At 72.6% G+C, this 23610-nt stretch carries 18 protein-coding genes; 7 read left to right on the forward strand and 11 right to left on the reverse strand.

The features are described 5' to 3' along the window. The first annotated feature begins 108 nt into the window (after positions 1-108). From ACIO3P_RS19500 to ACIO3P_RS19520, 5 genes are all read left to right on the forward strand, one after another. The gene (locus ACIO3P_RS19500; protein WP_401852624.1) at positions 109-1008 is read left to right on the forward strand and encodes an LLM class flavin-dependent oxidoreductase; all 900 of its coding nucleotides are present in this window, start codon (positions 109-111) and stop codon (positions 1006-1008) included. Positions 1009-1301: 293 nt separating this feature from the next. Then, the gene (locus tag ACIO3P_RS19505; protein WP_329823497.1) at positions 1302-2045 is read left to right on the forward strand and encodes a class I SAM-dependent methyltransferase; all 744 of its coding nucleotides are present in this window, start codon (positions 1302-1304) and stop codon (positions 2043-2045) included. Between the two features lie 60 nt (positions 2046-2105). Then, positions 2106-3041 carry a MerR family transcriptional regulator gene (locus ACIO3P_RS19510; protein ID WP_401852627.1) on the forward strand — a complete coding sequence of 312 codons (936 nt, stop codon included), beginning with the start codon at positions 2106-2108 and terminating at the stop codon, positions 3039-3041. 204 nt (positions 3042-3245) lie between these two features. After that, positions 3246-4403 carry a DegT/DnrJ/EryC1/StrS family aminotransferase gene (locus ACIO3P_RS19515; RefSeq protein WP_401853232.1) on the forward strand — a complete coding sequence of 386 codons (1158 nt, stop codon included), beginning with the start codon at positions 3246-3248 and terminating at the stop codon, positions 4401-4403. Beyond that, positions 4396-6768, forward strand: coding sequence for a lipopolysaccharide biosynthesis protein (locus tag ACIO3P_RS19520; RefSeq protein ID WP_401852630.1), 2373 nt, complete (start codon positions 4396-4398; stop codon positions 6766-6768). The genes ACIO3P_RS19515 and ACIO3P_RS19520 overlap by 8 nt, the downstream gene beginning before the upstream one ends. On the opposite strand, the gene ACIO3P_RS19525 is transcribed toward ACIO3P_RS19520, so the two are convergent. The 6 genes from ACIO3P_RS19525 to ACIO3P_RS19550 all read right to left on the reverse strand — a co-directional run bounded on the left by ACIO3P_RS19525 (position 6738) and on the right by ACIO3P_RS19550 (position 13924). Further along, the gene (locus ACIO3P_RS19525; RefSeq protein ID WP_401852631.1) at positions 6738-7856 is read right to left on the reverse strand and encodes a glycoside hydrolase family 26 protein; all 1119 of its coding nucleotides are present in this window, start codon (positions 7854-7856) and stop codon (positions 6738-6740) included. The genes ACIO3P_RS19520 and ACIO3P_RS19525 overlap by 31 nt on opposite strands. After that, entirely contained in the window at positions 7853-8332 is a 480-nt protein-coding gene (locus ACIO3P_RS19530; protein WP_329823492.1) for a hypothetical protein, read from the reverse strand. The genes ACIO3P_RS19525 and ACIO3P_RS19530 overlap by 4 nt, the downstream gene beginning before the upstream one ends. A 20-nt stretch (positions 8333-8352) precedes the next feature. Next, complete coding sequence (locus ACIO3P_RS19535) at positions 8353-10392, reverse strand: hypothetical protein (protein ID WP_401852634.1); 2040 nt, start codon at positions 10390-10392, stop codon at positions 8353-8355. A gap of 62 nt (positions 10393-10454) precedes the next feature. After that, positions 10455-11225 (reverse strand): polysaccharide deacetylase family protein, encoded by a 771-nt coding sequence (locus ACIO3P_RS19540; protein WP_401853234.1) that lies wholly within the window; start codon positions 11223-11225, stop codon positions 10455-10457. 80 nt (positions 11226-11305) lie between these two features. After that, positions 11306-12673: a glycosyltransferase family 2 protein gene (locus tag ACIO3P_RS19545; protein ID WP_401852636.1), complete on the reverse strand. Its 1368-nt coding sequence runs from the start codon at positions 12671-12673 to the stop codon at positions 11306-11308. Positions 12674-12739: 66 nt separating this feature from the next. Further along, positions 12740-13924 carry a GNAT family N-acetyltransferase gene (locus ACIO3P_RS19550; RefSeq protein WP_401852638.1) on the reverse strand — a complete coding sequence of 395 codons (1185 nt, stop codon included), beginning with the start codon at positions 13922-13924 and terminating at the stop codon, positions 12740-12742. 342 nt (positions 13925-14266) lie between these two features. On the opposite strand from ACIO3P_RS19550, the gene ACIO3P_RS19555 reads away from it, so the two are divergent. Then, positions 14267-15478, forward strand: coding sequence for a cytochrome P450 (locus tag ACIO3P_RS19555; protein ID WP_401853236.1), 1212 nt, complete (start codon positions 14267-14269; stop codon positions 15476-15478). A gap of 192 nt (positions 15479-15670) precedes the next feature. On the opposite strand, the gene ACIO3P_RS19560 is transcribed toward ACIO3P_RS19555, so the two are convergent. Next, the gene (locus ACIO3P_RS19560) at positions 15671-15994 is read right to left on the reverse strand and encodes a DUF6415 family natural product biosynthesis protein (RefSeq protein WP_329823486.1); all 324 of its coding nucleotides are present in this window, start codon (positions 15992-15994) and stop codon (positions 15671-15673) included. A 261-nt stretch (positions 15995-16255) separates the two neighbouring features. Between ACIO3P_RS19560 and ACIO3P_RS19565 the strand changes: the two genes are divergently transcribed. Beyond that, entirely contained in the window at positions 16256-17731 is a 1476-nt protein-coding gene (locus ACIO3P_RS19565) for a hypothetical protein (RefSeq protein ID WP_329823485.1), read from the forward strand. Positions 17732-17756: 25 nt separating this feature from the next. On the opposite strand, the gene hutI is transcribed toward ACIO3P_RS19565, so the two are convergent. The 4 genes from hutI to hutU form a co-directional block, all read right to left on the reverse strand. Further along, entirely contained in the window at positions 17757-18935 is a 1179-nt protein-coding gene (gene hutI, locus ACIO3P_RS19570; RefSeq protein ID WP_329823484.1) for an imidazolonepropionase, read from the reverse strand. A gap of 80 nt (positions 18936-19015) precedes the next feature. Then, positions 19016-20479: a formimidoylglutamate deiminase gene (locus ACIO3P_RS19575; protein ID WP_329823483.1), complete on the reverse strand. Its 1464-nt coding sequence runs from the start codon at positions 20477-20479 to the stop codon at positions 19016-19018. Then, positions 20476-21783, reverse strand: coding sequence for an allantoate amidohydrolase (locus ACIO3P_RS19580; RefSeq protein WP_401852641.1), 1308 nt, complete (start codon positions 21781-21783; stop codon positions 20476-20478). Before ACIO3P_RS19580 ends, ACIO3P_RS19575 begins: the two co-directional genes overlap by 4 nt. Then, positions 21780-23516 carry a urocanate hydratase gene (gene hutU / locus ACIO3P_RS19585; RefSeq protein ID WP_329823480.1) on the reverse strand — a complete coding sequence of 579 codons (1737 nt, stop codon included), beginning with the start codon at positions 23514-23516 and terminating at the stop codon, positions 21780-21782. Before hutU ends, ACIO3P_RS19580 begins: the two co-directional genes overlap by 4 nt. Positions 23517-23610: the final 94 nt, after the last annotated feature.

Here is a 23610-nt window from a genome sequence, read left to right on the forward strand (position 1 = left end):
GACGGGCGGTCGGCGTCAGTCGGCGGCGGTTGGCGGCGGTCTGCGTCGGTCTGCGGCAGTCGTGGAAAACCCGCCGAACTCCCGCGCCGGGCTCAGTAGGGTCATCGGATGACCAGTGAATTCGCTGCCACCCGCCGTATCGGCGTGATGTTCGACAGAGACGGACGCCCGGAGGAGCTCACGGCGTACGCCACCGCGGTGGAGGAGCTCGGCGTGGACGACCTGTGGGTCGTGGAGGATCTCGCCTGGGCGGGCTCGGTCTCCTCGGCGACGCTCGCGCTGGCCGCCACCACGCGGCTGCGGGTCGGCCTCGGCATCATGCCGGCGCCGCTGCGCAACCCGGCGCTCCTCGCCATGGAAGTCGCCACGCTGGCACGGGTGTTCCCCGGCCGGATCATCGCGGGCATCGGCCACGGCTCCCCGGACTGGATGGCCCAGGTCGGCGCCGCCTCCCCCACCAAGCTCGCGCTGCTGGAGGAGACGATCACGGCGGTACGGAGCCTGCTCGCCGGAGAGACCACGACGGTGGACGGCCGCGCGGTGCACATCGACGGCGTACGTCTGGTGCACCCCCCGGAGGTGGCGCCGCCGCTCGTCGCCGGTGTCGTACGCCCCCGTTCGCTGGAACTCTCCGGGCGCGTGGCCGACGGTACGGTCATGGCCGAGGGCCAGGGTCCCGACGTACTGAAGGCCGCGCTCGACACGATCGCGAAGGGCCGCGCGTCCGCGACCACGCCGCGCCCGCACGAACTCATCGCCTTCACGCACCTGTACGTGGACGACCACCCCGACCGGGTCGCCGCGGCCGTCGCGCCGGTGATCGAGGAGTACACCGGGTGGCTGGGCATCCCGCCCGAAGAGGTCTTCCTCGCGGCGGGCGACGCGGCGACGACGGCCCGCCGTATCGAGAGCCTGTGGGCCGCGGGCGCCGACACCGTGGTCCTGCGCCCGGTCGGGGACGCCCCGCTGGACCAGGTCCGCGCGACGCTGGGGCACCTCGCGCGCTGAGCCCAGCGCCCGTTCGTCGTACGAGCCGTGGCCTGCCGCCCGGGGAACCCGGGCGGTGCGCTTCGGCCCGGCGGGCGGCCGGGATCACGGTGCGATGCCGGCCCGGATGCGGCCGTAACCGGCCCACCCGAACATCCCCCTGCCCCGACCCGCGCATCGTCACGGCGTTCAAGAAGGCCCGTCGCTTGGGCCGCCTTTCCGAACGGCGTGACTATGCGCGGGCCGGTTCGACGCCCAACCGCCTCACGTAAAATCACTGGACATCGCAGAGGTCGGTGCCGAACGTGGGAGGCATGCAGCAGGAAGAGATCTGGGACACAGAGACCGCCCAGCGCTACGACACACCCGGTGTCGGCATGTTCGCGCCCGAGATCCTGACACCCACCGTGGACCGCCTCGCCGCCCTCGCGGGTGACGGAGCGGCGCTCGAATTCGCGGTCGGGACGGGCCGGGTGGCGGTTCCGCTGGCCGGGCGAGGGGTGCCCGTCACCGGCATCGAGCTGTCACGTCCGATGGTCGAGCGCCTGCGCACCAAGGCCGACGAGGCGACGATCCCCGTGATCGTCGGTGACATGGCGACGGCCACGGCCCCCGGCGAGTACACACTCGTCTACCTCGTCTTCAACACCATCTCCAACCTGCTCACCCAGGCCGAACAGGTCGCGTGCTTCCGCAACGCCGCCCGCCATCTCACCCCCGGCGGCCGGTTCGTGGTCGAGCTCTGGGTCCCCGAACTGCGCAAACTGCCGCCGGGCCAGGCGGCCACCGTCTGGCATTCCGAGACCGGGTACATCGGTCTGGACACGTACGACGTGCTGCGTCAGCACGTCGTGTCGCACCACTTCCACTTCGGCGACAGCAGAGAGGCACAGCTCTTCCGCAGCCCGCACCGCTACATCTGGCCGGCCGAACTCGACCTGATGGCCCAACTCGCCGGATTCGAGCTGGAGAGCAGGCACGCGGACTGGGTGGGGGCCGAATTCACCGCCGATGCGCGTTCCCACGTATCCGTGTACCGCGTCCCGCTGCATCCGTGAAAAACAGGAGAGCTCCGGCCGCTTGAGTCTCCCGTAAGGGGAGACACCAAGGTGAAGGTCATGAACGGCGACACGCTCTACGCGATTGGTGACCTCGCCCGACGGACCGGGCTGACGGTGAAGACCATTCGGTTCTACTCCGACGCGGGAATCGTGCCGCCGACCGGCCGGAGCCCGGCCGGCTACCGGCTCTACGACATCGACGCCGTCACCCGTCTGGATCTCGTACGGACCCTGCGCGACCTCGGTCTGGATCTTCCCGCCATCAGGAAGGTTCTCGACCGGGAGGTCTCCGTGCCTGAGGTGGCGGCGGCCCACGCCGACGCCCTGGACGTGCAGATCCGTACGCTCCGACTTCGGCGATCGGTGCTGAGAGCGGTGGCCAGGCGTGGCCCCACACCTGAGGAGTTGGAACTCATGCACAGACTCACCAAGCTCTCCGACACCGAACGACAGCGACTGGTGACCGACTTCATCGACGACACCTTCGGCGGCCTCGACGCCAACCCGGAGTTCGTGGCCATGATGCGATCGGCCATGCCGCAACTTCCCGAGGACCCCTCCCCCGAACAGGTCGAGGCGTGGGTCGAACTCGGCGAACTCTGCCAGGACACGGACTTCCGGACCGCCGTACGAGCCATGGCGGAACACCAGGCGGCGGAGCGGGCACAGGGCGACACGACCGGCCTGCACCACGATCTGACCACGGCGGTCCGTGACCAGGTCGGCGCTGCTCTCGCGGCGGGAATCCGGCCGGTGTCCGACCGGGCGGCGCCCGTCGTCGCCTCCCTCGCCGCTCTCTATGCCGAGACGTTCGGCCGCCCTGACGACGCCGACCTGCGGCGGTGGCTCGTCGCCCGCCTGGAGTCCGGAGCGGACCCGAGGGCGGAGCGCTACTGGCAACTCCTGTCGACCGTCAACGGCTGGCCGGTACCGCCGACGCTCGCGCCGGTCTTCAGTTGGTTCATCACCGCTCTCCGCGCCGAGCTGCGCTGAGCTGAGCTGAGCCCGTCCGAGCCGATCCGATAGAGCGCTGCCGGACGTCACGTGGGGTCGTGCCTTATTGACGGGGCGTCCGGTATGGGACACATTGAGCCGGGGCAGGGGGGATGCGGAATGGCTCGTGGGGAGGGCCGCCCGGCGGAGCCGTCGGTGCGCCCGGCGCGCTCGGCGTACCCGTACGGGGTGCTGGAGTCGCTGATGGGCGAACGCCTCGGCAGGGAGTGTCTGTACATGCCGTCGTGCCGGCTCGGGCTGTATGTGGCGCTGCGCCACTGGTGCCCGCCCGGCGGGCGGGTGCTGATGTCGCCGGTCAACGACGATGTGATCCTCTTCGTCGTGCTCGCCGCCGGACTGCGCCCCGTGCAGGCGCCGTTGAACGCGCGCGACGGGTCGATCGATGCCGCGGCCGTGCCGGAGTCCGTCTGGCGCGGGCTCTCCGCCGTGCTCACCACCAATCTGTACGGGAACCCCGACCCCGCGCCCCAACTGCGCGCCCGCTGCGACGCGTTGGGCATCCCGCTGATCGAGGACGCCGCGCACGCCATCGGCAGCGAGATCGGGGGCCGGCCCGTCGGCGGGTACGGGGACGCGGCCGTGTTCAGCCTCTCCAAGCACGTGGGCGCCAAGACCGGCGGTTTCCTCGCCGTCGCGGACCCGGGGATGCGTACGGAGCTGGCGCGGGCCCGCGACGCGTTGCTCCGGCCCTCCCGGCTCACCGCCGAACTCGCCTACGCCGTACGGCCGTACGCCGAGGCCGGGGTGCGCGGGCTGCGGCTGGTACGGGCCGCGCGCGCCGCGCTGCGGCTGCTCGGGCAGGAGGAACGGGAGAAGATCCGGATGCCCCTGCGGAGCGCGGAGTTACGCGAGGCCCTCGCCGGAGCGCCGGGACTGGGCGGATTCCACTCCTGGATCCGGGTCGACCTGCACGACTACCGGCTCCGGCCCGGCCGCCCGCGCCTCGGACGCACCGAACGGCTGCTGCGCGGACTCGACGGGACGCTCGCCGCGCACCGCGAGGGGACGCGGCGGCTGCTGGCCGGTCCGTGGGCCGCGCCGGGCGCCGCGGCGGGGCCCGTACAGCCGCTCTTCCGGGTGCCGCTGCTCGTCGAGGACCGCGACGCGGCCATCGCCGCCCTGGCGCGGCACCGTCTCACCACCGGCTACCTCTACGATCCGCCGCTCGACGCGTACGCGGGCGCGGAGTTCACCGATCCGTCGCCGGTACCGGCCCGGGCGGCCTGGTTCGCCCGGCACGCACTGCCCGTCGATCCGCGCCACGCGGACCGGGCGATCGCCGTCCTCACCGGACTGGGTGCCCGTCCGGTGGAGTGGGAGGGGACCGGCAGCGGTGGCTGACACCGCCCGGCTCCCCGGGGCGCATCCGGGGGGCGAGGGCCTCGTGGACGGTGGTTCGGGGGGTGCGGTCGTCCCGTCCGGCGCGCCGCCGGGCTCGGGAGAGGGACACGGCGGGGGCGGGGGCAGCGGGCGGGGCAGCGGCGACCGGGAGCGGGACTCCATGTTCCGCAACGCCTACGCGCTCATGCTCTCCACCGGCGTCTCCGCCGCCCTCGGCCTCGGCTTCTGGCTCGTCGCCGCCCGCTACTACACCGAGGAGGCCGTCGGCCAGGGCTCCGCCGCCATCGCCGCCATGCGGCTGCTCGCCTCGATCACCGCGACCACCATGATCGGCGCGGTGGTCCGCTACGTCCCCCGGGCCGGGCGGGCCACCGGGCCGCTCGTGTGGCGCGCGTACGCGGTCAGTTCGCTCGTGGTGTGCGTCGCGTGCGTGGTGTTCCTCTCGACCCTGGACCTGTGGGGTCCGTCCTACGCGCCGCTCGACGGGCTGACGGCCGGGCTGGTCTTCACCGCGTCCTGCGTCGCCTGGGCGCTGCTCACGCTCCAGGACGGGGTGCTGACAGGGCTGCGCAAGGCGTTCTGGGTGCCCGTCGGCAACGCAGTCTTCTCCATCGGCAAGCTGCTCATGCTCGCCGCGTTCGCCACCGCCCTGCCCGTTCTCGGCGTCTTCGTCTCCTGGGCCGCCGCCATCGCCCTCTCCGTACTGCCGCTGGGCTGGCTGATCTTCCGCAGGCTCATCCCGCGCCAGGCCGCCGCCGACCGGGACCGCGAGCCGCCCCGGCTCCAGGAGATCGGACGGTTCCTCGCCGGCGACTCGGTCGGGGCGCTCTTCAGCCTCGCCATGATCAATCTGCTGCCGGTGATGGTCGCGGTCCGTTTCGACTCCGCGCACAACGCCTTCTTCTACACGGCCTACACCGTCGGCGGCACGATGGAGTTCATGGCCATCAACATGGCCTCCTCCCTCACCGCGCACGCCTCGCACAGCCCCGACCGGCTGGCGGAGGGCGTGCGCGGGGCGCTGCGCCGGATGACGCTCCTGCTGGTGCCCGTGGTGCTGGTGCTGGTGGTCTTCGCGCCGCAGATCCTCACCCCGTTCGGCGCCGACTACGCCGAGCACGGCACCACCGTGCTCCGGCTGCTCGCCGCCGCCGCGCTGCCCCGGGTCGTCGTCGAGCTGTACATCGGGGTGCTGCGCGTCCAGGGCCGTACGGGCATGCTCGCCGCGCTCCAGGGCGCCATGTGTGTTCTGGTCCTGGGCAGTGCGCTGGTACTGCTCGGACCGGCCGGGATCTCCGGCGCGGGGCTGGCGATGCTGCTGTCCATGACGCTGATCGCCCTGGTCGCGGCGCCGGGGCTGCGCGCGGCGCTGCGCTACCGCCACCGTACGAAGGACGGCGCCGACTGGATCGGCGGACGCCGGACGGGGGCGGCGCGGGAGGGCGAGGACGCGTACTACGGGACCGCCTGGGCCCGCAGGGCCGCGCTGCGCCGGACGGGGGTGCCCGCGGCGCCGGAGGAGACGGCGGACGACCCGCGGGCCGAGGAGGACGCCGCGTACGGCACGACCTGGGCCGGGCGCACCGCCTATCTGCGCGGCGCCCATGACGCGCCGACGCCCGCCTTCGGTATGGCCGTCCCCGTTCCCGTACGGGGTCCTGGGAACGCGCCCGCGCATCCGCCGGGGGACGCCGACCGGATCGACGAGAGCCGGACCGTCACCGTGCTGTGGCTGCTGCTCGGGCTCTCCGCCGGGCTGTTCTGGACGCCGCTGGCCCGGCTCGGCGACATCGGCCGCGATCAGCTCACCGGCGCCCAGCTTCTGGACGTACTGCCTCCTCTCACGCTCGTCGCGGGCATGCTGCTGATCGTCGTCCAGTGCGCCGCCGTCTCGCTGGAACGGCCGGGGCCCGTCCTGCTCGCCCTGGGACCGCTGGTCACCTTCGCCGCGCTGCACACCGCGCCGTTGCTGCTGGGTGTACGGCCCGACCGGGCGTCGGGGCTCTGGCACCGGCAGCTCGCGGACGCGCTGGCGTGGACGGCCGGGCCGGCCGGGCGCGACGGTGTGCTGCGCGCCCTGCCCGTCGTCCTGCATCTGCTCTGTCTGGCGCTGGTCGCCCTGGTCCTGTGGGCACTGAAGGCGGACGGGCGGGCCGTGTCGGGGGTGGTGTGGGTGCTGGCGGTGGCCGGGTGGTCGGCGCAGGATCCGTTCGCGGCGGTGGCCCTGCCGGTGTTCCTGGGGCTGTCCGTGGTGACGGGTGCGGTCCTCCTCGTCCGCCGGGTGCGGAAGGTACGGGGAGTGCGGGGGGTACGGGGGGTACGGAGCGGGCGCCGTCAGCGTGAGGGGACCGGCTGGCGGAAGTAGTCGTCGCGGCCCGCCTCCCGGTATCCCTCCAGCGCCGGGCCCCGGTCGACGGTCAGATCGCAGTGCGGTCCCGGCACGGGCCGGTTCCACTGGACGAGCGCCTTCACCTGCGGCAGTGTCCGCGCCACCCGCGGCACCTGCTGGTACCAGCCACGCTGCCGGTCCGGGTCGTCCGGATCGGGCGCCGTGCTGAACTCGGAGAGCATGAGGGGCTTGCGGTCCGATATGTTCGCGCGCAGCCAGTCGTAGGTGGGGCGCTGACTGTCCTCGAAGTCCAGCCAGCGCGCCTCGCGCTGACAGCGGTAGTAGTTGTACTGGTCCATGCCGATCCAGTCGACGTACGCGTCGCCCGGATAGAGCGACTTCATCAGTTCCGCGTTCCCCAGGTAGCCGGAGACCGTCCACACCCACACCACGTTGTCCACGCCGAGCTTCTCGAACCGGTCGTGGAGATGGCGGTAGGCGGCGACGAACTCCTCGGGCGTCCCCGCGTCCGGCGTACGGAAGTCGGTCTCCTGGTCGAAGGAGAGGAAGATCCGCTTGCCGTACGCCTTGAGCCGTGCGGCCTGCGGATCGATGATCTCCTCGTCGAACTTCCCGGCCGCGACCTCGGCCCAGCCGAGCTGTGTCTCCGTCCAGTTCTCGTGGTGCGGCTCGGTCCACACGGTGGACTCCCAGGCCAGCATCAGCATCCGGTCCCGGCCCAGCTCCTGTTCCTCGGGGGTGAGCAGCACTCCGTCGCGCTGGGTGTTGGACATGTCGTGGTAGTTGTAGACGAGATCGAGCTTGCGCCCGATCTTCTTCTCGAAGCCGTGGACGGCGTCCGTGAGGGAGCCGTTCGCCGCGTACGGGACGTACGCGCCCCACCAGGCCCCGCACGGCGGCTCCAGCCGCTCGCCCGGCGCGCACCGCCCGTGCGGCAGGGCGCCGGAGGCGGCGTTCTCCGGCAGCGCCCGGTCCGCCTCCTTGTCGCTCTTCTCCACCCGGGCGACCCAGACTCCGAGCCCGGCCAGCAGGGCGCCGACGGCCGCGAGAACGAGCGCCAGATACGTGCCGCGGCCCGTGCCGTGGATACGTCGTGCCGTCATATAGGGCCCTCCGGACCGGGTTTGGTGCGCTCGGCCGCGCCTCGGGTCGCGGCGGGCAGGGGTACGGCGGGCAGGGGTGCCACGACCGTGCAGAAGACCGCGAGCGAGCCGAGGAACAGCGGGACCGAGAAGCCCGCCACGAGGAAGAGCGCGGTGGCGGTGAGCGTCGCGAGGGAGAGGCTGAGCGGCGCGGCCAGCGCCAGGGCCTCCAGCCGGGCGGCGGGGCGCAGGCTCCCGGGCAGCGGGAGGAGCAGGGCGCACCCGGGGCCGAGAGTGACGAAGAGCAGGACGGGGATCCAGCGCAGCGGCTGCCCGTCGGGGAGCGCCGTCGCCGCGAGGGCCGGCCATCCGGAGAGCGCGAGCCCGGCTCTGAGCCAGAACTGGCGCTGGGGCCAGGACCGGAGCCGGGACTGCGGCTGGGGTGGGGGCTGGCTCTGGGATGGGGGCTGGGGCTGGGGGGCCGTGCGTTGGTCCATGACGGCTGCCTCCGGGTTCGTCATCGGGCAGGAGTGGTGGGGGTGGTGGGGGTGGCGGAAGTGGCTGGGGTGGCGGGGCCGACAGGAGTGGCCGGTGTGGCCGGTGTGGCCGGAGCCGGGACGGGGGTCTCCACGTGTTCCAGCAGGAGGCCGTTCCGGCTCTCCTCCAGGACCCTGAAGTGCGGCGACCGCTTCAGCGCCTCCGTCATCCGGGCGAAGCTCCCGGCCGGCAGATATCCCTCGCCGATGGTGGCCTTCTCCTGGGACGGCGTGAGGATCACGTACGCCGGACGCCCGTCCGGGATGCCCGCGTCGAGATAGCCGGCGGGATCCCTGAGCATGATCAGGTTCTCCGGCACTTCCTGTTCGGTGAAGAACCAGCGCTCGTAGTGGTCGTAGCGGTAGTACGCGCCGGGGAAGGACCCGGTGGTGGCGAGGATCAGCGAGCCGTCCGGCGCCTGGTCGTAGGCCCGCTCGACGAACGCGTTCTCGGCGGGGGGCGCGTACTGCATGCCCTCCTTGCCGTAGTACGAGGGCAGGAAGCCCACGAGCAGGGCGGCCAGGGCCACCGGGAGCACCAAGGCCGTGGCGCGGCGGGCGAGGCGTCTGGCCTTCTCCCGTCCGGCGGCGGGCGGGACGAGCGCGGCGGCGGCGAAGAACGCCGTGCCCGGCAGCCCGAACAGATAGACGCGGAAGAGCATTTCGCCGCCGTAGTCGTTCACGGCGAACAGCGGTACGGGCGCGGCGGCGGCCAGCAGCAGCGGCAGCGCGCTCCGGGCCAGCCTGCGCCGCAGCAGCACGGCGGTCACGGCCAGCCCGCCCAGGACGAGCACCATCAGGATGTTGGCGGTGCCCACCAGTTCGGGTCCCGGACCGGTCGGTTCGCCGGCGAATCCGGGGCGGGAGTTCTTCAGCAGGTCGCCCGCCGAGTCGCGCAAGGTGGACAGCGTGTCCAGGAAGAGCACCCGGCCCATCGTGAGATCCCAGACGAGCATGAGCAGACCGGTGACCACGAGCAGCCCGATGTTGCGGTAGCGGCGGGTCAGGCAGAGGGCCGTCAGCGTCATGCAGAGCATCACGGGCGTGAGTTGGTGCGAGGCGTTGATGGCGCCGATCAGCGGGGCGAGGATCGCCACGCAGACCGCCCGCTGTCTCAGGGTGGTGGGCGGCGGCACGGAGGTCGCCGACGGATCGAGCCGGGACCGCTCGCGCAGCCGTCCGGCCGATCCGGGCCGTACGAAGTGCCGTACGACCACGGCGAACACGGTCAGGAAGAGCAGATAGGCGAACGCCTGCGGCGCGAGATAGTCCTGCCCCACCCAGTTGGCGAGCTGGAAGATCCAGACGGCCGTCCAGACGAGACGCCAGTCGTCGGTGAAGGTGCGGTAGATCAGTATCAGCACCGGGAGCATCAGCAGCCCGAAGAGAACGGGCGCCCAGTTGGTGTACGAAGCGGCGCCATGCACCCCGAAGGCCCTGATCAGCGCCGCGTTGAGCGAGAAGAAGCCCGGCCACTGGTCGTACGCGGACATCCCGCCGGAGAGCCGCGCCTGCGGATGGAAGGTCCCCTCGGCGAGCAGTCGCGCTATCACGGCGTCGTGCTTGGACGCCCAGGCGTAGCGCACGGAGTCGTAGAGGATGCCGGGGGGCGCCTTGAGCGCGACGAGCATCGCGACGCAGTAGGTCAGCGGCCACCACGGGGCGGTCCCTGCCCGGCGCAGGCTGATGAGGAAGCCGGCGGAGAGGACGGCCAGCGAGGCGTAGAAGGCGACCGGGAACCGGTCGAGGAGCCCGAACTCCCCGATGTCACGGAACCCGATCCGGGGTAACGACCAGGTCCAGAGGGCCGCCCCGATCAGCAGCGGCGGCCAGGTGAGGAACCGCTGGAAGCGGATCAGGAACGACGGCCCCGGGCCCCTGCGCGGTGGAAGAGGCGGGCGGGGAGGACGGGCGGGACGGGGCTCCTGCGCTTCCGGGCCGGCCGTGGCGGCAAGGTCGGAGCCTGAGCCGTTCCCCGGGCCGTCGCCGGATCCGGTCCTGGTGTCGGTACGCGTGGTCATGAGATGCCTTCCCCCCTCGTCACACTCGGTCACTACCCAGCGTCATCCATGACTATCCGTAACTATCCGGCGAATTCCGGCCCCTTCACCCGGGCCCGCGCGCGCCGGTACAGCCGCCAGCCCACCGTGGCCGGTGAATCCCGGTACGGCGCGACCCTCGCCCTCTCCCCCGCGGCGGCCCCGCCCGCCATCCATGACGCGACGTCCGCCGCGGTGTGCGTACGGCGCACGATGAGCCGGGCGATGCGGTACGCCTCGTCGCGCCCGGAGCTGAGGGCGTGCCGTACGGCGACGGCCGAGGCGTACCCCACGCCCTCGGCGGCCCGGCGCACGGCGCGGCTGTTGTAACCGTGCGGATAGGCGAGATGCGCGACCTCCTGGCCTAGCAGGTCCTCCAGCACGTCCTTGGCTTCGCGCAGTTCACGCCGGAGGGCGGGTCCGCGCAGGGTGTCGAGCTGGGGATGGGTGACCGTGTGCGCCCCCACCTCCAGCCCGTACGCCTCCAGTCGCCCCGCCTGCGCGAGCGTCATCATCGGCGCGGGCGGCAGCAGGCTGGTGCGGCCCGGGGTGATGGCCCCGGTGGTCAGATAGGCGGTCGCGGGCAGGGCGCGGGCGGCGAGCGCGTCGGCCGTCGGGCCCGGCAGATCGGCGAAGCCGTCGTCGAAGGTGAGCACGACGGGCCGGGACGGCAGCGGCGCGCGCCGCGTGAGGTGCCCGACCAGGGTGCTGACGGGGACGGGGGTACGGCCGCAGGCGACGACCGCGTCGAGATGGGCGGCGAAGTCCCTCGGCGTGACGGTGAATTCGGCGATCCAGGCGGGTGGGTCGTCCATCACGGCGTGGTAGAGGAGGACGGGGATCCGCTCCGGTGCGTTCCGGTCCGGAGCGCTCCGGTCCGATGCGTTCCGCTCCGTCACGGCATGCTCCCGGGCGCCCCCGCGCGGGCGCGGATCCGCGCCTTCGCGTAGCCCAGCGGCCCGTACAGCATCCCCCGGCGCTCCAGGCGGGAGAGGGAACGCGGCCAGGGGTACGTCTGCGTGCCGTGCGCCGTGATCGCGCGGGCGTGCGCCAGCCCGCGCGGCACCTTCGCGAGCAGCGCGGGCAGCAGGGCGGGGTGGCGTACGAGGATCGCGGTGAGGTACGCGGTCAGGCCGGCGCCGTATCCGTACGCCTGGTTCCGCAGGTCCTGCCAGGTCTCGCGGTGGTGGTGCCAGACCAGCGCCTCGGGCGTGTAGCGCAGCCGGTGTCCGGCGGCCAGGATCCGGACGAAGGCGTACAGGTCGTCGCCGCCCTTGGCGGGCGTACCGGTGCCGGTGGCCGGGTCGAAGCCGCCGACCGCGCGCAGCGCATCGGCGCGGAACGCCATGTTGGCACCGGAGCCGAAGCTTCCCGCCGTGAACGGGAAGAGGGGTTGGTCGGCGGGCGGCGCCGCCGGGTCGTACAGCCGGGACACGACCCCCTTGGCGAAGCCCCCGTGACTCTCCAGCAGGATCTGCGCGGGGGTGGTCAGCCGGGCCGGGAGGATGAGGCCCGTGGTGCAGCCGAGGCAGGGGTCGGCCGCGAAGGGCGCGGTGAGCGCGGAGAGCCAGTGCGGGTCGGCGATCACGTCGTCGTCGGTGAAGGCGAGGACCGGGGCCGCGCGGTCCGCCGCCGCGATGCCCCGGTTGTGGGCGACGGCCAGGCCGGGGCGCGGCTCGTGCGCGTAGTCGACGCGGCCCGCGTAGCGGGAGGTGACGAGGTCGCGGGTGGCGGTGGTGACGGGCGCGTTGTCGACGACCAGGATGCGGAAGTCGGGGTGGTCCTGGGCGAGGAGCGAGTCGAGGGCGCGGGCGAGTTGGCCGGCGCGCTCGCGAGTGGCGACGACGACGGTGGTACGGGGCGGAGGGAGCGACGGGTCCGCAGACGGGGACGGCGGGGACGACGGCGTCGCCGTGGCCCGGCCCTGCGCGCGGAAGGCCGCCGTCAGCGCCTGCGCCGGGTCCTGGCCCGCCGCCACCTGGCCCGTCACCGTGGCGACGGGGCGGCCGTCGATCCGTACGAGCGCGAACACGGCGCCCTCCTCGACCGGCGGGCCGCCAGGCGCGGGGCGGAGGGACAGGACGGCGCCGTCGGCCGCGCGGAGATCGAGTTCGGCGACGGCGACGGCCGGGGGGACCGGCAGGCGACGCGGCGCCGGGCGGCCCGGCCCGTCTCCCGCACTCCCCCTCCCCCACGCGGTCCCGGTGCCGGTGCCGGTGTCTGCGCCGGTGCCGGTGCCGGCCGTGTGCGGTGTGTACGTCATCGGCTCCCCCTGCTCGGTTGATGCGCTGTGCCGTTGCCGCTCTGTGCCCTTCCGGCGGCCGGTCCGTCACCTGTCCCGCAGGCGGCCCACCCGGTTCAGCGCCGCCTTCGTGTACGCCGCCAGCCGGGGCCGCTCCCGTACGAAGCCGTGCGCCCGGCGGACCGGCTCCCGGCCCAGCCGGTAGAGGGCGGCCCGCGCGCCCGGGCGTGTCACGGCGCCCTCGTAGACCTGTAGTCCGCCCGTCTTGAGCGCGTCCTTGTACTCCGCCGCCCCGCGCCCCAGGTCGAGCACCCCGATCCCCGCATCGGCGGCGGCCCGCGCCATCCGCAGATGCAGGATCAGGCCCGGCGAGAACCTGGCGAACTCCGGGTCGTACGCCGGGAACCAGCAGGACAGCACGGTGCGCGAGCGCAGCCCGAAGTGCGCCGCGACCGGGCGGTCCGCCACGTACAGCACGGAGAGCACGCCCGAGCAGCCCGGCGTACGGGTCGTGGCGAGCTGTCGTACCAGCGCGCTGATCCACTCCTTGGCGAAGCGGTCGCGGCGGCCGGTCCTGCGGTACTGCGCGGACTTCCACTCCATGAGCGTGCGCAGCGCCGCCGGGTCGCGCTCGTCGAAGACGAAACGGAGCCCGCCCGCGCGGAGGGCGAGCTTCCGCTCCTTCGCGGCCGTCGTACGGAAGAACTTGGGCGACCGGGCGCGCAGAGCCGTCTCGTACGCCCCGTACCCCTCCCCGACCTCGATCACCGGGGACTCGAACCCCGCGAACGCGCCGACGCCGAAGCCGACGCCGGCACCGGCTTCGGCTTCGGCCGGGACGAACAGCCGTTGTCCCGCCTCAAGGTTGTCGAACTCCCAGGACGTCAGCGAGCAGCCGCCGAGCAGTTCGCGCGCCGTGAGCCGCACTCCGCCGCGGAACACCCCGCCCTGGCAGTCGGACACGCCCAGCCCGATGGCCCTTCCGCGCCCGAGGGGACCGCGCTCGTACGGGAAGAACCCGACGGGCTCGGCGGCGGCCGTTCCGGACGCGGTGGGCGCCCCTGCCCCCTCCGTCCCTGCCCCCTCCCGTACGACGGCGACGCGCGCCCCCGGCCGTACCCGGCCGACGGCCAGGGTGAACTCCGGCTCCATGAACGGGTTGGCCGGAGCCCCCGACTTGGCGCGCAGCTCGCGCCAGGACTCGATTTCCGCCTCGTCCAGATCAGCGGGCGCCACCACGCGCAGGCGCGCCGCACTCCGTACATCGTTCAACTCGACCCCCCGGTCGCATCCCCCCGCGAGCCCGTGTCCCCTGCGGGCTCACACCCGACAGGACGTTACCGGCCCAAATCCCTCCGGGACAGGGGCAGTCGCCCATCTCGTCACGGATCGGGGGATCGCACGCAACGGGTGCGACCCGTGGTGCTGGAGGTGCCGGAGATCGAGAGGGATACCGGAAGAGCCTGCGGCCGAACCGCTCCTTTCCGTAACCTCTCACTTACTCATAGGATCTGGGTGAGGAGGGTTCCCGTGACCCGGTCCCACGCTTCCGAGCCCCCGTACGTGTATCGGCTCGACCCGTCAGGCTCCTGCCCGCACGCCCTCAACGCCGAGATGCTCGCGCGGGGCGCCGTCGCCGAGGTCGTGCTGCCCGGCGACGTCCCGGGCATGGCGGTCCTCGGGCACGAGGCGCTGAAGGAGTTCATGGGCCACCCGGATGTCGCCAAGAACGCCGAGCACTTCGCGGCGCTCCAGGAGGGGCGGATCCCGGTGGGCTGGCCGCTGACGACCTTCGCGACCGTACCGGGCATGGTCACCGCGGACGGCGCCGAGCACCGGCGGCTGCGGTCGCTGATCGGCAAGGCGTTCACGGCGCGGCAGGTGGCGGCGCTGCGGCCGGGCGTCGAGCGGCTGACGGCGGAGCTGCTGGACGGGATGGCCGCGGCGGCGGCAGCGGCGGACGACGCGGTGGTGGACCTGCGCCGGCACTTCGCGCTCCCGCTGCCGATGAGCGTGATCAGCGAACTGCTCGGGGTGGACGCGGAGTTCCGGGACCGGCTGCACACGCTCTCGACGCAGTTGGTGAGTACGGACATCGCCCCGGAGGAGGCGGTGGCCGCGAACCGGGAGATGGTGGCCGTGCTCGGCGCGGTGGCCGCGTCCCGCAGGGCACGCCCGGGTCGGGACCTCACCAGCGCCCTCATCGCCTCGCGGGACGACGACGGAAGCGAAGGTGACAGCGCCGAGTCGGCGGGCGGCGGCGACCGGCTCACTCAGCACGAACTCATCGGCACGATGCTGGTGATGATCGTCGCCGGACATGAGACGACCCTGAACCTGATCACCAACGCGGTCCGCGCGCTGTGCGCCCATCCGGACCAGTTGGAGCTGATCCGGACCGGCGCCGCGGACTGGGCGGACGCGGTCGAGGAGACCCTGCGCTGGGACAGTCCGGTCAGCTTCTTCCCGTTCCGTTATCCGACGCGCGACGTGACGGTGGACGGGACGGTGATCCCGCGCGGCACAGCCGTGCTGGCCGGGTTCTCGGCGGCGGGCCGTGACGCCGCGGCGCACGGGCCTGACGCGGACCGCTTCGATGTCGCACGGCGCTCCACGACGCGCCATCTCTCCTTGGGACATGGCGCCCACTACTGCCTGGGCGCCCCTCTCGCGAGGATGGAGACCACGATCGCCCTGCGGCAGGTGTTCACCCGGTTCCCGGACCTGAGGATCGCGGTCCCGGAAACGGAACTGGCCCGCCAGCGCAGCTTCGTGGGCAACAGCGTGCGGGAACTTCCGGTGGTGCTGGGGCGGTCGGCGTCCTGACCTTCCCCGCCGGCCTACGGGTCTGCATGCCGGCCTACGGGTCTGGCATGCCGGCCTACGGGTCTGCATACGGGGCCGCCTCCGCCGTGGGGCCGCCTCCGCCTTACAGGCGCAGCCCCACGGCGAGTGCGATGGTCAGTCCCAGGGTGCAGACCGCGATCACGAACCAGGCTTGCTGTTTCCCTTCTGGGCTCACGGCCGGTACCGGCCTTCGCGCTCGCGCTCCCGCAGGTAGTCCATGAACGTACGGCACATGCGCGCCAGTGCCCGCATGTGGACCCAGTTGGCCATGGCGCCCGCACCGGGCCCGCTGTCGGTCAGGTCGTACCAGTCCTTGAGCGCTCCTTTGGTCCGTACGGTGTGCTCGTCCTCGGGGATCGCCTCGACGAGGGAGACGAGCCCCGCGCCGTGGCCGACGAGCCGGTCGGTGAGGTCCGCGATCTCGGCGGGCGGCGGCATCATGCGATGCGGCGCCAGTGCGCGATCGGCGTCGAGACCTATGGCGTTGTGGTCCACGGCGTGATTCCGGACGGCGTGCCGGTCGTGCGGAGTGTGTGAAGTGTGCGGAGTCTGCGTGGAGTCGGCGGTGTAGGTGGTGTGCGCGTTTTCGGCTGTGCCACCTGTTCTGTTGTCTGTCACTGTGTTCACCTTGGCCCCCGTCTTCGTGTGCTGTGCTGCTTGGCCCTGTTGAACAGAAAACAGCCTGAAGACCCTCCACGAGTACCGTGGGGAACAGTCTGATGATGAAAGCCATGAACGCTTGGGGGAGTTGGACACATGGCGAGTAATTCCCGCACACCCAACACCGGTTTGGCCGGTCTGCTGGCGCAGGCGAAGTGGTCCCGCGCACAGTTCGCACTGATCATCAACCGCATCGGCGCCGAGGCCGGGCTCGAACTCCACTACGACCAGTCGGCGGTCTCCCACTGGGTCGCGGGCACCATGCCCAAGGACCAGGTCAGGCCGTTGATCGTGGAGGCTTTCGCACGGAAACTCGGACGCCCGGTCACCCACTCGGAGGCCGGTCTTCCCGTCGTACCGTCCGCTCGTTTCTCCTCGTCGGCCGGGGAATCGCCGGGCCGTTCGGGCCGTTCGGGCTCCGGCGCCGCCGGTCCCTCGGGCCCCTTCGGTTCCGCCGGTTCCGTCGGCTCCTCCGGTGTCTCCGGCGTCTCCGGCACCTCCGGTGTCAACACGCTCGAAGAACTGGTCGACATGGGGAGAGCAGACATGGATCCGTCACGGCGCGGCCTGATCGCCGCAGGGCTGTTCTCCGCCGCCGTCGTCGTTCCGCTCTTCCCCGATCTGGCCCACGCGGCAGCCCCCTCTACGCCCGCTCCGGGGAAGCGGACCGTACGTATCGGGGCGCCGCAGGTACAGGCCGTACGCACAATGACGGACCGGATAGCGGACATTCTGGATGAACTCGGGGGTGGTCACGCGCGCCCGATGGCCGCTGCCTTTCTGGTGAACACGGTCATGCCGTGGCTGAAGGCGGAGGCCGTCGAGTCCGTACGCAACGACATGCTGGCCGCCGCCTCCGACCTGGTCTACCTGACCGGCTGGATGGCGATGTACGAGCGGGCGCACGGACTGGGCCAGCAGTACTACCTCAGGGCCCTGGAGCTGGCCGGCTCCGCCGGGGACCATGTCACGTACTGCCGGACGCTGCGCGGCATGTCGCTCCAGGCGTCGAACCTCGGGTACGGCAAACGGGCGCTGGAGCTGGCCGACTCGGCCGCCGAGGCGTCGCCGAAGGCCGAACCGCGGCTCCAGGCGTTCCTGTCCGGGCAGCAGGCGCACGCGGCGGCGATGGTGGGGGACAAGCGGCAGGCGTTCGGCCGGCTGCGCCAGACGGAGGCCGCCCTGACCAAGGCGGACAACCGGCGTGAGTCGATCGGGGGCTACGACAGGACCGCGTACCTCTTCCATGTGTCGCACGTGCTGTACGAGTTCAAGGACCTGCCGGGCTCGATCACCGCGCTCCAGCAGTCCCTTCAGGTGCAGCAGAAACACGAGCGGCAGGGCCGGGTCCACTTCCTCGCCGTCCTGGCCCAGCGCCAACTGGAGCTGGGGCACCTGGAGGCGGCGTGCGGGAGCTGGTGGCAGTTCCTGGACGACTACGAGCACGTCTCGTCGGCCCGGGGGGACGAGCACTTCGAGACGATGCGGCGGAGGCTGCGGCCGTACGCGAAGACTCTGGCGGTACGGAAACTGCGGCCGAGGATCGACGAGATAGCCGCACTGAAGGGGTGAGAGACCTCATTTCGACGGAGCGGTGTCAGTGGACGCGGGTGCCGCTCCGCCAGACCGAGGAGACCAGGGGGACCCCGGGCCGGTAGGCGAGATGGACATGGCTCGGGGCGTCGAGAAGGGCCAGGTCGGCGCGGGCGCCGGGGGTGAGGCGGCCGATGTCCGTCCGGCGCAGGGCGGCCGCACCGCCCGCCGTCGCCGACCAGACGGCCTCGTCCGGGGTCATGCCCATGTCGCGTACGGCGAGGGCGATGCAGAACGGCATCGAGGAGGTGAAGGACGAACCGGGGTTGCAGTCGGTGGAGAGCGCGACGGTCGCGCCCGCGTCGAGCAGACGGCGGGCGTCCGGCCAGGCGGCACGGGTGGAGAACTCGGCGCCGGGCAGCAGCGTGGCCACGGTGGCGCCGTGCGCGAGGGCGTCGACGTCCGCGTCCGTGAGGTGGGTGCAGTGGTCGGCGGAGGCGGCGTCGAGTTCGACGGCGAGCTGGACACCGGGGCCGTACGAGAGCTGGTTGGCGTGGACACGGGGGTGCAGGCCCTTGGCGCGGCCCGCGGTGAGGATCGCGCGGGCCTGGTCGCCGTCGAAGGCACCCTGCTCGCAGAAGACGTCGATCCAGCGGGCGTACGGGGCGCAGGCGTCCAGCATCTCGCCGGTGACGAGGTCGACGTACGCGGCCGGGTCGGCGGCGTGGTCGGGCGGGACGATGTGCGCGCCGAGATAGGTGACCTCGTCGGTCTGCTCGCGGGCGATACGGAGGGCACGGGCCTCGTCGGCGACGGTCAGCCCGTAGCCGGACTTGGTCTCCTGCGTGGTGGTGCCCTGACGGAGCGCCTCGGCGAGGTAGCGCGCGACGTTGGCGGTCAGCTCGGCGTCGGTCGCGGCGCGGGTGGCGGCGACGGTGGTGCGGATGCCGCCGGCGGAGTAGGCACGGCCGGACATACGGGCGTTGAACTCCTGGGTCCGGTCGCCCGCGAAGACCAGGTGGGAGTGGGAGTCCACGAAGCCGGGGAGGGCGGCCCGGCCACCGGCGTCGACGGCATTGTCAGTGGCGGGTGCTTTGCTTGATTCACCGACCCAGGCGATGCGGTCGCCGTCGATGACGACGGCCGCGTCCTGGATCAGACCGATGGAGGTTCCGTCACCGAGAGAGGGGTCGTTGGTGACCAGACTGGCGATGTTGGTGATGACGGTCGTGGTCGTCGTCATGGGAGGAATGCTCTCCTTCGGCGGCGCGGGCCGGGGTGTCGGCGGCTTCGGCCGTGGGGGCGGCGGCGCGGGCCGGGGGGTCAGCCGCGCAGGGCGGCGATGGACCGGTCGAGGGCTGCCGGGACGTCGGCGATCAGGGCATGGGTTCCGTCGCGTACGACATGACGGCCACCCACGACCGTATGGCGTACATCGGCCGCGGAGGCGGCGAATACGGCGGTCTCCGCTCCGAGCCGTGGCAGCGAACCCGCTGTTCTGACGGAGTCCAGCGCGACCGTGACGAGGTCGGCGAGCGCGCCGCGTTCGATACGGCCCGCGTCGGGCCGGCCGAGGGCCGCGTGGCCGTCGGCGGTGGCCGCGCGCAGCAGCGCGACCGCCGTCCAGTGCCCGCGGCGCCGCGAGCGCAGCCGTTCGTTCAGCTCCATCGCGCGGGCCTCCTCGAAGAGATCGATGACGGCATGGCTGTCGCTGCCGAGCGAGAGCGGCGAGCCCGCGCGCTGAAGCTGTTCGGCGGGGCCGATGCCGTCGGCGAGATCGCGCTCCGTGGTGGGGCACATGCAGGTGCCGGTGGCCGCGGTGCCCAGCAGGGCGATGTCCTCGTCGGTGAGGTGGGTGTTGTGGACACCGGTGGTACGGGCGCCCAGCACGCCGTGGTCGGCGAGGAGCCGGGTGGGGGTGCGGCCGTGGACGGCGAGACATGCCTCGTTCTCCGCGGTCTGCTCGGAGAGATGGACGTGGAGCGGGGCTCGCCGCTCCTCGGCCCAGGCGGCGACGGTGGCGAGCTGCTCGGCCGGGACGGCGCGTACGGAGTGGATGGCCGCGCCGATCAGCGCCTGGTCGCTGTCCTTGACGGCCGAGGCGAGGTCGGAGGCGCGCTCGGCCCAGGCGGTCGCGTCGCCGTCGGAGAAGCGGAGCTGATGCCGCTCGGGGGGCTCGCCGCCGCGCCGTTTCGCGATGCCGGAGGAGAGATAGGCGGTGTCGAGGAGTGTGATCCTGATCCCGGCCTCGGCCGCCGCCGCGATCAGGGCCTCGCCCATGGCGTTGGGATGGGCGTAGGGCGTGCCGCCGGGCGCGTGGTGGAGGTAGTGGAACTCACCGACGGAGGTGATGCCGGCCAGCGCCATCTCGGCGTAGACCGCGCGGGCGAGGGTGAAGTACGAGTCGGGGGTGAGCTTGGCGGCGATCCCGTACATGATCTCGCGCCAGGTCCAGAAGGTGCCGGAGCCGACCTGGACGGTGGAGCGCAGGGCGCGGTGGAAGGCGTGGGAGTGGGCGTTGGCCAGACCCGGGAGGGTCAGGCCGCGCAGGACGGTGGCGCCCGGGGGCGGGGTCGTGACCTGGGTGCGTACGTCGGTGATCCGGCCGTCCGTGACGCCGACGGTGACCCCGGGCTCGACGTGGGGCCGACCGTCGGTGAGCCAGGCGTGCTCCAGCCAGTAGGTGCGGGCCGGTTCGGGCGGGGCATCGGGTCCGGTGGTCCCGGTGGACGTCCCGGGCCGGGTGGTGACCTGGGTCCTGCCCGGGGCGGCGGTCGGCTGCGTCATGGGCACGCGAGTCCTTCCAGTACGTCGGCGAGGGCCAGCACCCCGGCCGCGCAGTCGTCCTCGGTCGCGGACTCGGCCGGGGAGTGGGAGACGCCCGTGGGGTTCCGTACGAACAGCATGGCGGTCGGGATGGAGCCGGACAAAATACCCGCGTCGTGTCCGGCGCCGGTCCCGAGCACGGGGATCCCGCGGCGCCCGGCTCCGGGGCGGTCGGCTTCGGGACGGTCGGCTCCGGGGCGGTCTCCGAGGATCCGGGCGAGTTCGTCCCGCAGGGCGTGCTCGAACTCGACCACGGGGGTGAAGGACTCCCGTACGACCTGTACGTCGATGCCCGTGCGGTCCGCGGCCTCTCGGGCGGCGGCCTCGATCGCGGCGACGACGGTGTCCAGGGCGGACTGGTCGGCGGCGCGGGAGTCCAGCCAGCCGCGGACGAGGGAGGGGATGGCGTTGACGCCGTTGGGCTCGACGGAGACCTTGCCGAAGGTGGCGAGGGCCCCGGCGAGTTCCGCCTCGCGGCGGGCGGCGAGGACGGTCTCGGCGTACGTCAGCATCGGGTCGCGGCGGTCGGCGAGACGGGTGGTGCCCGCGTGGTTGGCCTCGCCGTGGAAGTCGAAGCGCCAGCGGCCGTGCGGCCAGATCGCGGACGCGATGCCCACGGGGTCGCCGGAGAGGTCGAGGGCGCGCCCCTGCTCGACGTGGAGCTCGACGAACGCCCCGATCCGGGCGAGGCGTTCGGGGTCGGGCCCGAGGGTGGCGGGGTCGTACCCGGCGTCCTCCATCGCCTTCGGCAGCGGGATGCCGTCGCCGTCGCGCAGCTCATGGGCCTGGGCGGCGGTGAGCCGCCCGGCGGCGAGCCGGGAGCCGACGCAGGCGAGACCGAAGCGGGCGCCCTCCTCGTCGCCGAAGTTGCTGATGGCCAGGGGCTTGGTGAACCGCGCCCCCCTGCGCCGGAGTTCGTCCAGCGCGGCGAAGGAGGAGACGACACCGAGGGGTCCGTCGAAGGCGCCGCCGTCGGGTACGGAGTCGAGATGCGATCCGGTGACGACGGCGTCCCCGGCGAGGGGGTCGCCGAGCCAGGCCCACTGGTTGCCGTTGCGGTCGACCTCGTAGGTGAGCCCCCGGTCCTCGGCCTGCGCGCGGAACCAGGCGCGGCAGTCGGTGTCGGCGGCGGTCCAGGCGTAGCGGCGGTAGCCGCCGCTGCCGGGGTCGCGGCCGAGGGGGGCGAGGTCGCGCCACATCTCCTGGAAGGAGGCGGGGTCGGAGGGCCGGGCGGGGGCCGGTGGGCGCGGTTCGGGGGAGGTCATGCGGTGGCGTCCTCGGCCGGCGCGGCGGCGGACGCGTCGTCCCGGGCGTCGCCCCTGGCGCCCTCCCGGGCGTCCTCCCTCATGGGGATGCGGACGTCGCGCTCCTCGGCGACCGTCTCCGCGAGGTCGTATCCGGCGTCGACATGGCGGATGACGCCCATGCCGGGGTCGTTGGTGAGGACGCGGCGGATCTTCTCGCCCGCGAGCGGGGTGCCGTCGGCGACCGTGACCTGGCCCGCGTGGATCGAGCGGCCCATGCCGACGCCGCCGCCGTGGTGGAGGGAGACCCAGGAGGCGCCGGAGGCGACATTGACCATGGCGTTGAGGAGTGGCCAGTCGGCGATGGCGTCGGAGCCGTCGAGCATGGCCTCGGTCTCGCGGTACGGGGAGGCAACCGAGCCGCAGTCCAGGTGGTCCCGGCCGATGACGAGCGGCGCGGCGAGTTCACCGGAGGCGACCATGTCGTTGAAGCGCTCGCCCGCCTTGTCGCGCTCGCCGTAGCCGAGCCAGCAGATCCGGGCCGGCAGGCCCTGGAAGTGGACGCGCTCGCCCGCCATCTTGATCCAGCGGTGGAGGGACTCGTTCTCGGGGAAGAGGTCGAGGATCGCCCGGTCGGTCTTGTGGATGTCCGACGCCTCGCCGGAGAGCGCCGCCCAGCGGAACGGGCCCTTCCCCTCGCAGAACAGCGGCCGGATGTAGGCGGGCACGAAGCCGGGGAAGGCGAAGGCGCGGTCGTATCCGGCCAGTTGGGCTTCGCCGCGGATGGAGTTGCCGTAGTCGAAGACCTCGGCGCCCGCGTCCATGAAGCCGACCATCGCCTCGACGTGCCGGGCCATCGACTCACGGGCGCGCTGGGTGAAGTCGGCGGGCTTCTCGGCGGCGTACGAGGCCATGTCGTCGAAGTCGACGCCGAGCGGCAGATAGGCGAGCGGGTCGTGGGCGGAGGTCTGGTCGGTGACGATGTCGATGGGCGCGCCCTCGGCGAGCATGCGCGGAAGCAGTTCCGCCGCGTTGCCCAGCAGCCCGATGGAGAGCGGACGGCGGGCGTCGCGCGCCTCGGTGGCGAGCTGGAGCGCGTGGTCCAGGCTGTCGGCGCGCACGTCGAGGTAGCGGTGCTCGATACGGCGGTCGATGGCGCGCGGGTCGCAGTCGATGCAGATCGCGACCCCGTCGTTCATGGTCACGGCGAGCGGCTGCGCGCCGCCCATGCCGCCCAGACCGGCGGTGAGGGTGATCGTCCCGGCGAGCGTGCCGCCGAACTTCTTCGCGGCGACGGCCGAGAACGTCTCGTACGTGCCCTGGAGGATGCCCTGCGTGCCGATGTAGATCCACGACCCGGCCGTCATCTGGCCGTACATGGTGAGCCCGAGGGATTCGAGCCGCCGGAACTCCTCCCAGTTGGCCCAGTCGCCGACCAGGTTGGAGTTGGCGAGCAGCACACGCGGCGCCCACTCGTGGGTCTGCATGACGCCCACGGGCCGGCCGGACTGGACGAGCATCGTCTCGTCCTGCTTGAGGGTGCGCAGCGTACGGACCATGGCGTCGAAGGAGCGCCAGTCGCGGGCGGCCTTGCCGGTGCCGCCGTAGACGACGAGCTTGTCGGGGTGTTCCGCGACCTCGGGGTCCAGGTTGTTCTGGAGCATGCGGAGGGCGGCTTCCTGCTGCCATCCCAGGGCGCTCAGTTCCGTACCGCGCGGTGCCCGTACGGGGCGGGGTCCTGACGTTCCTGACATGGCGGTGCCTCCTCCGTGACGCTCTTGTTGAATAATCTATTCACATCCTGTCCGGATGAATAGAAGTAGTCAACCACTGCACCGCGGGCCCCCG

This window comes from Streptomyces sp. NPDC087310, assembly GCF_044744405.1.
Lineage (GTDB): Bacteria > Actinomycetota > Actinomycetes > Streptomycetales > Streptomycetaceae > Streptomyces.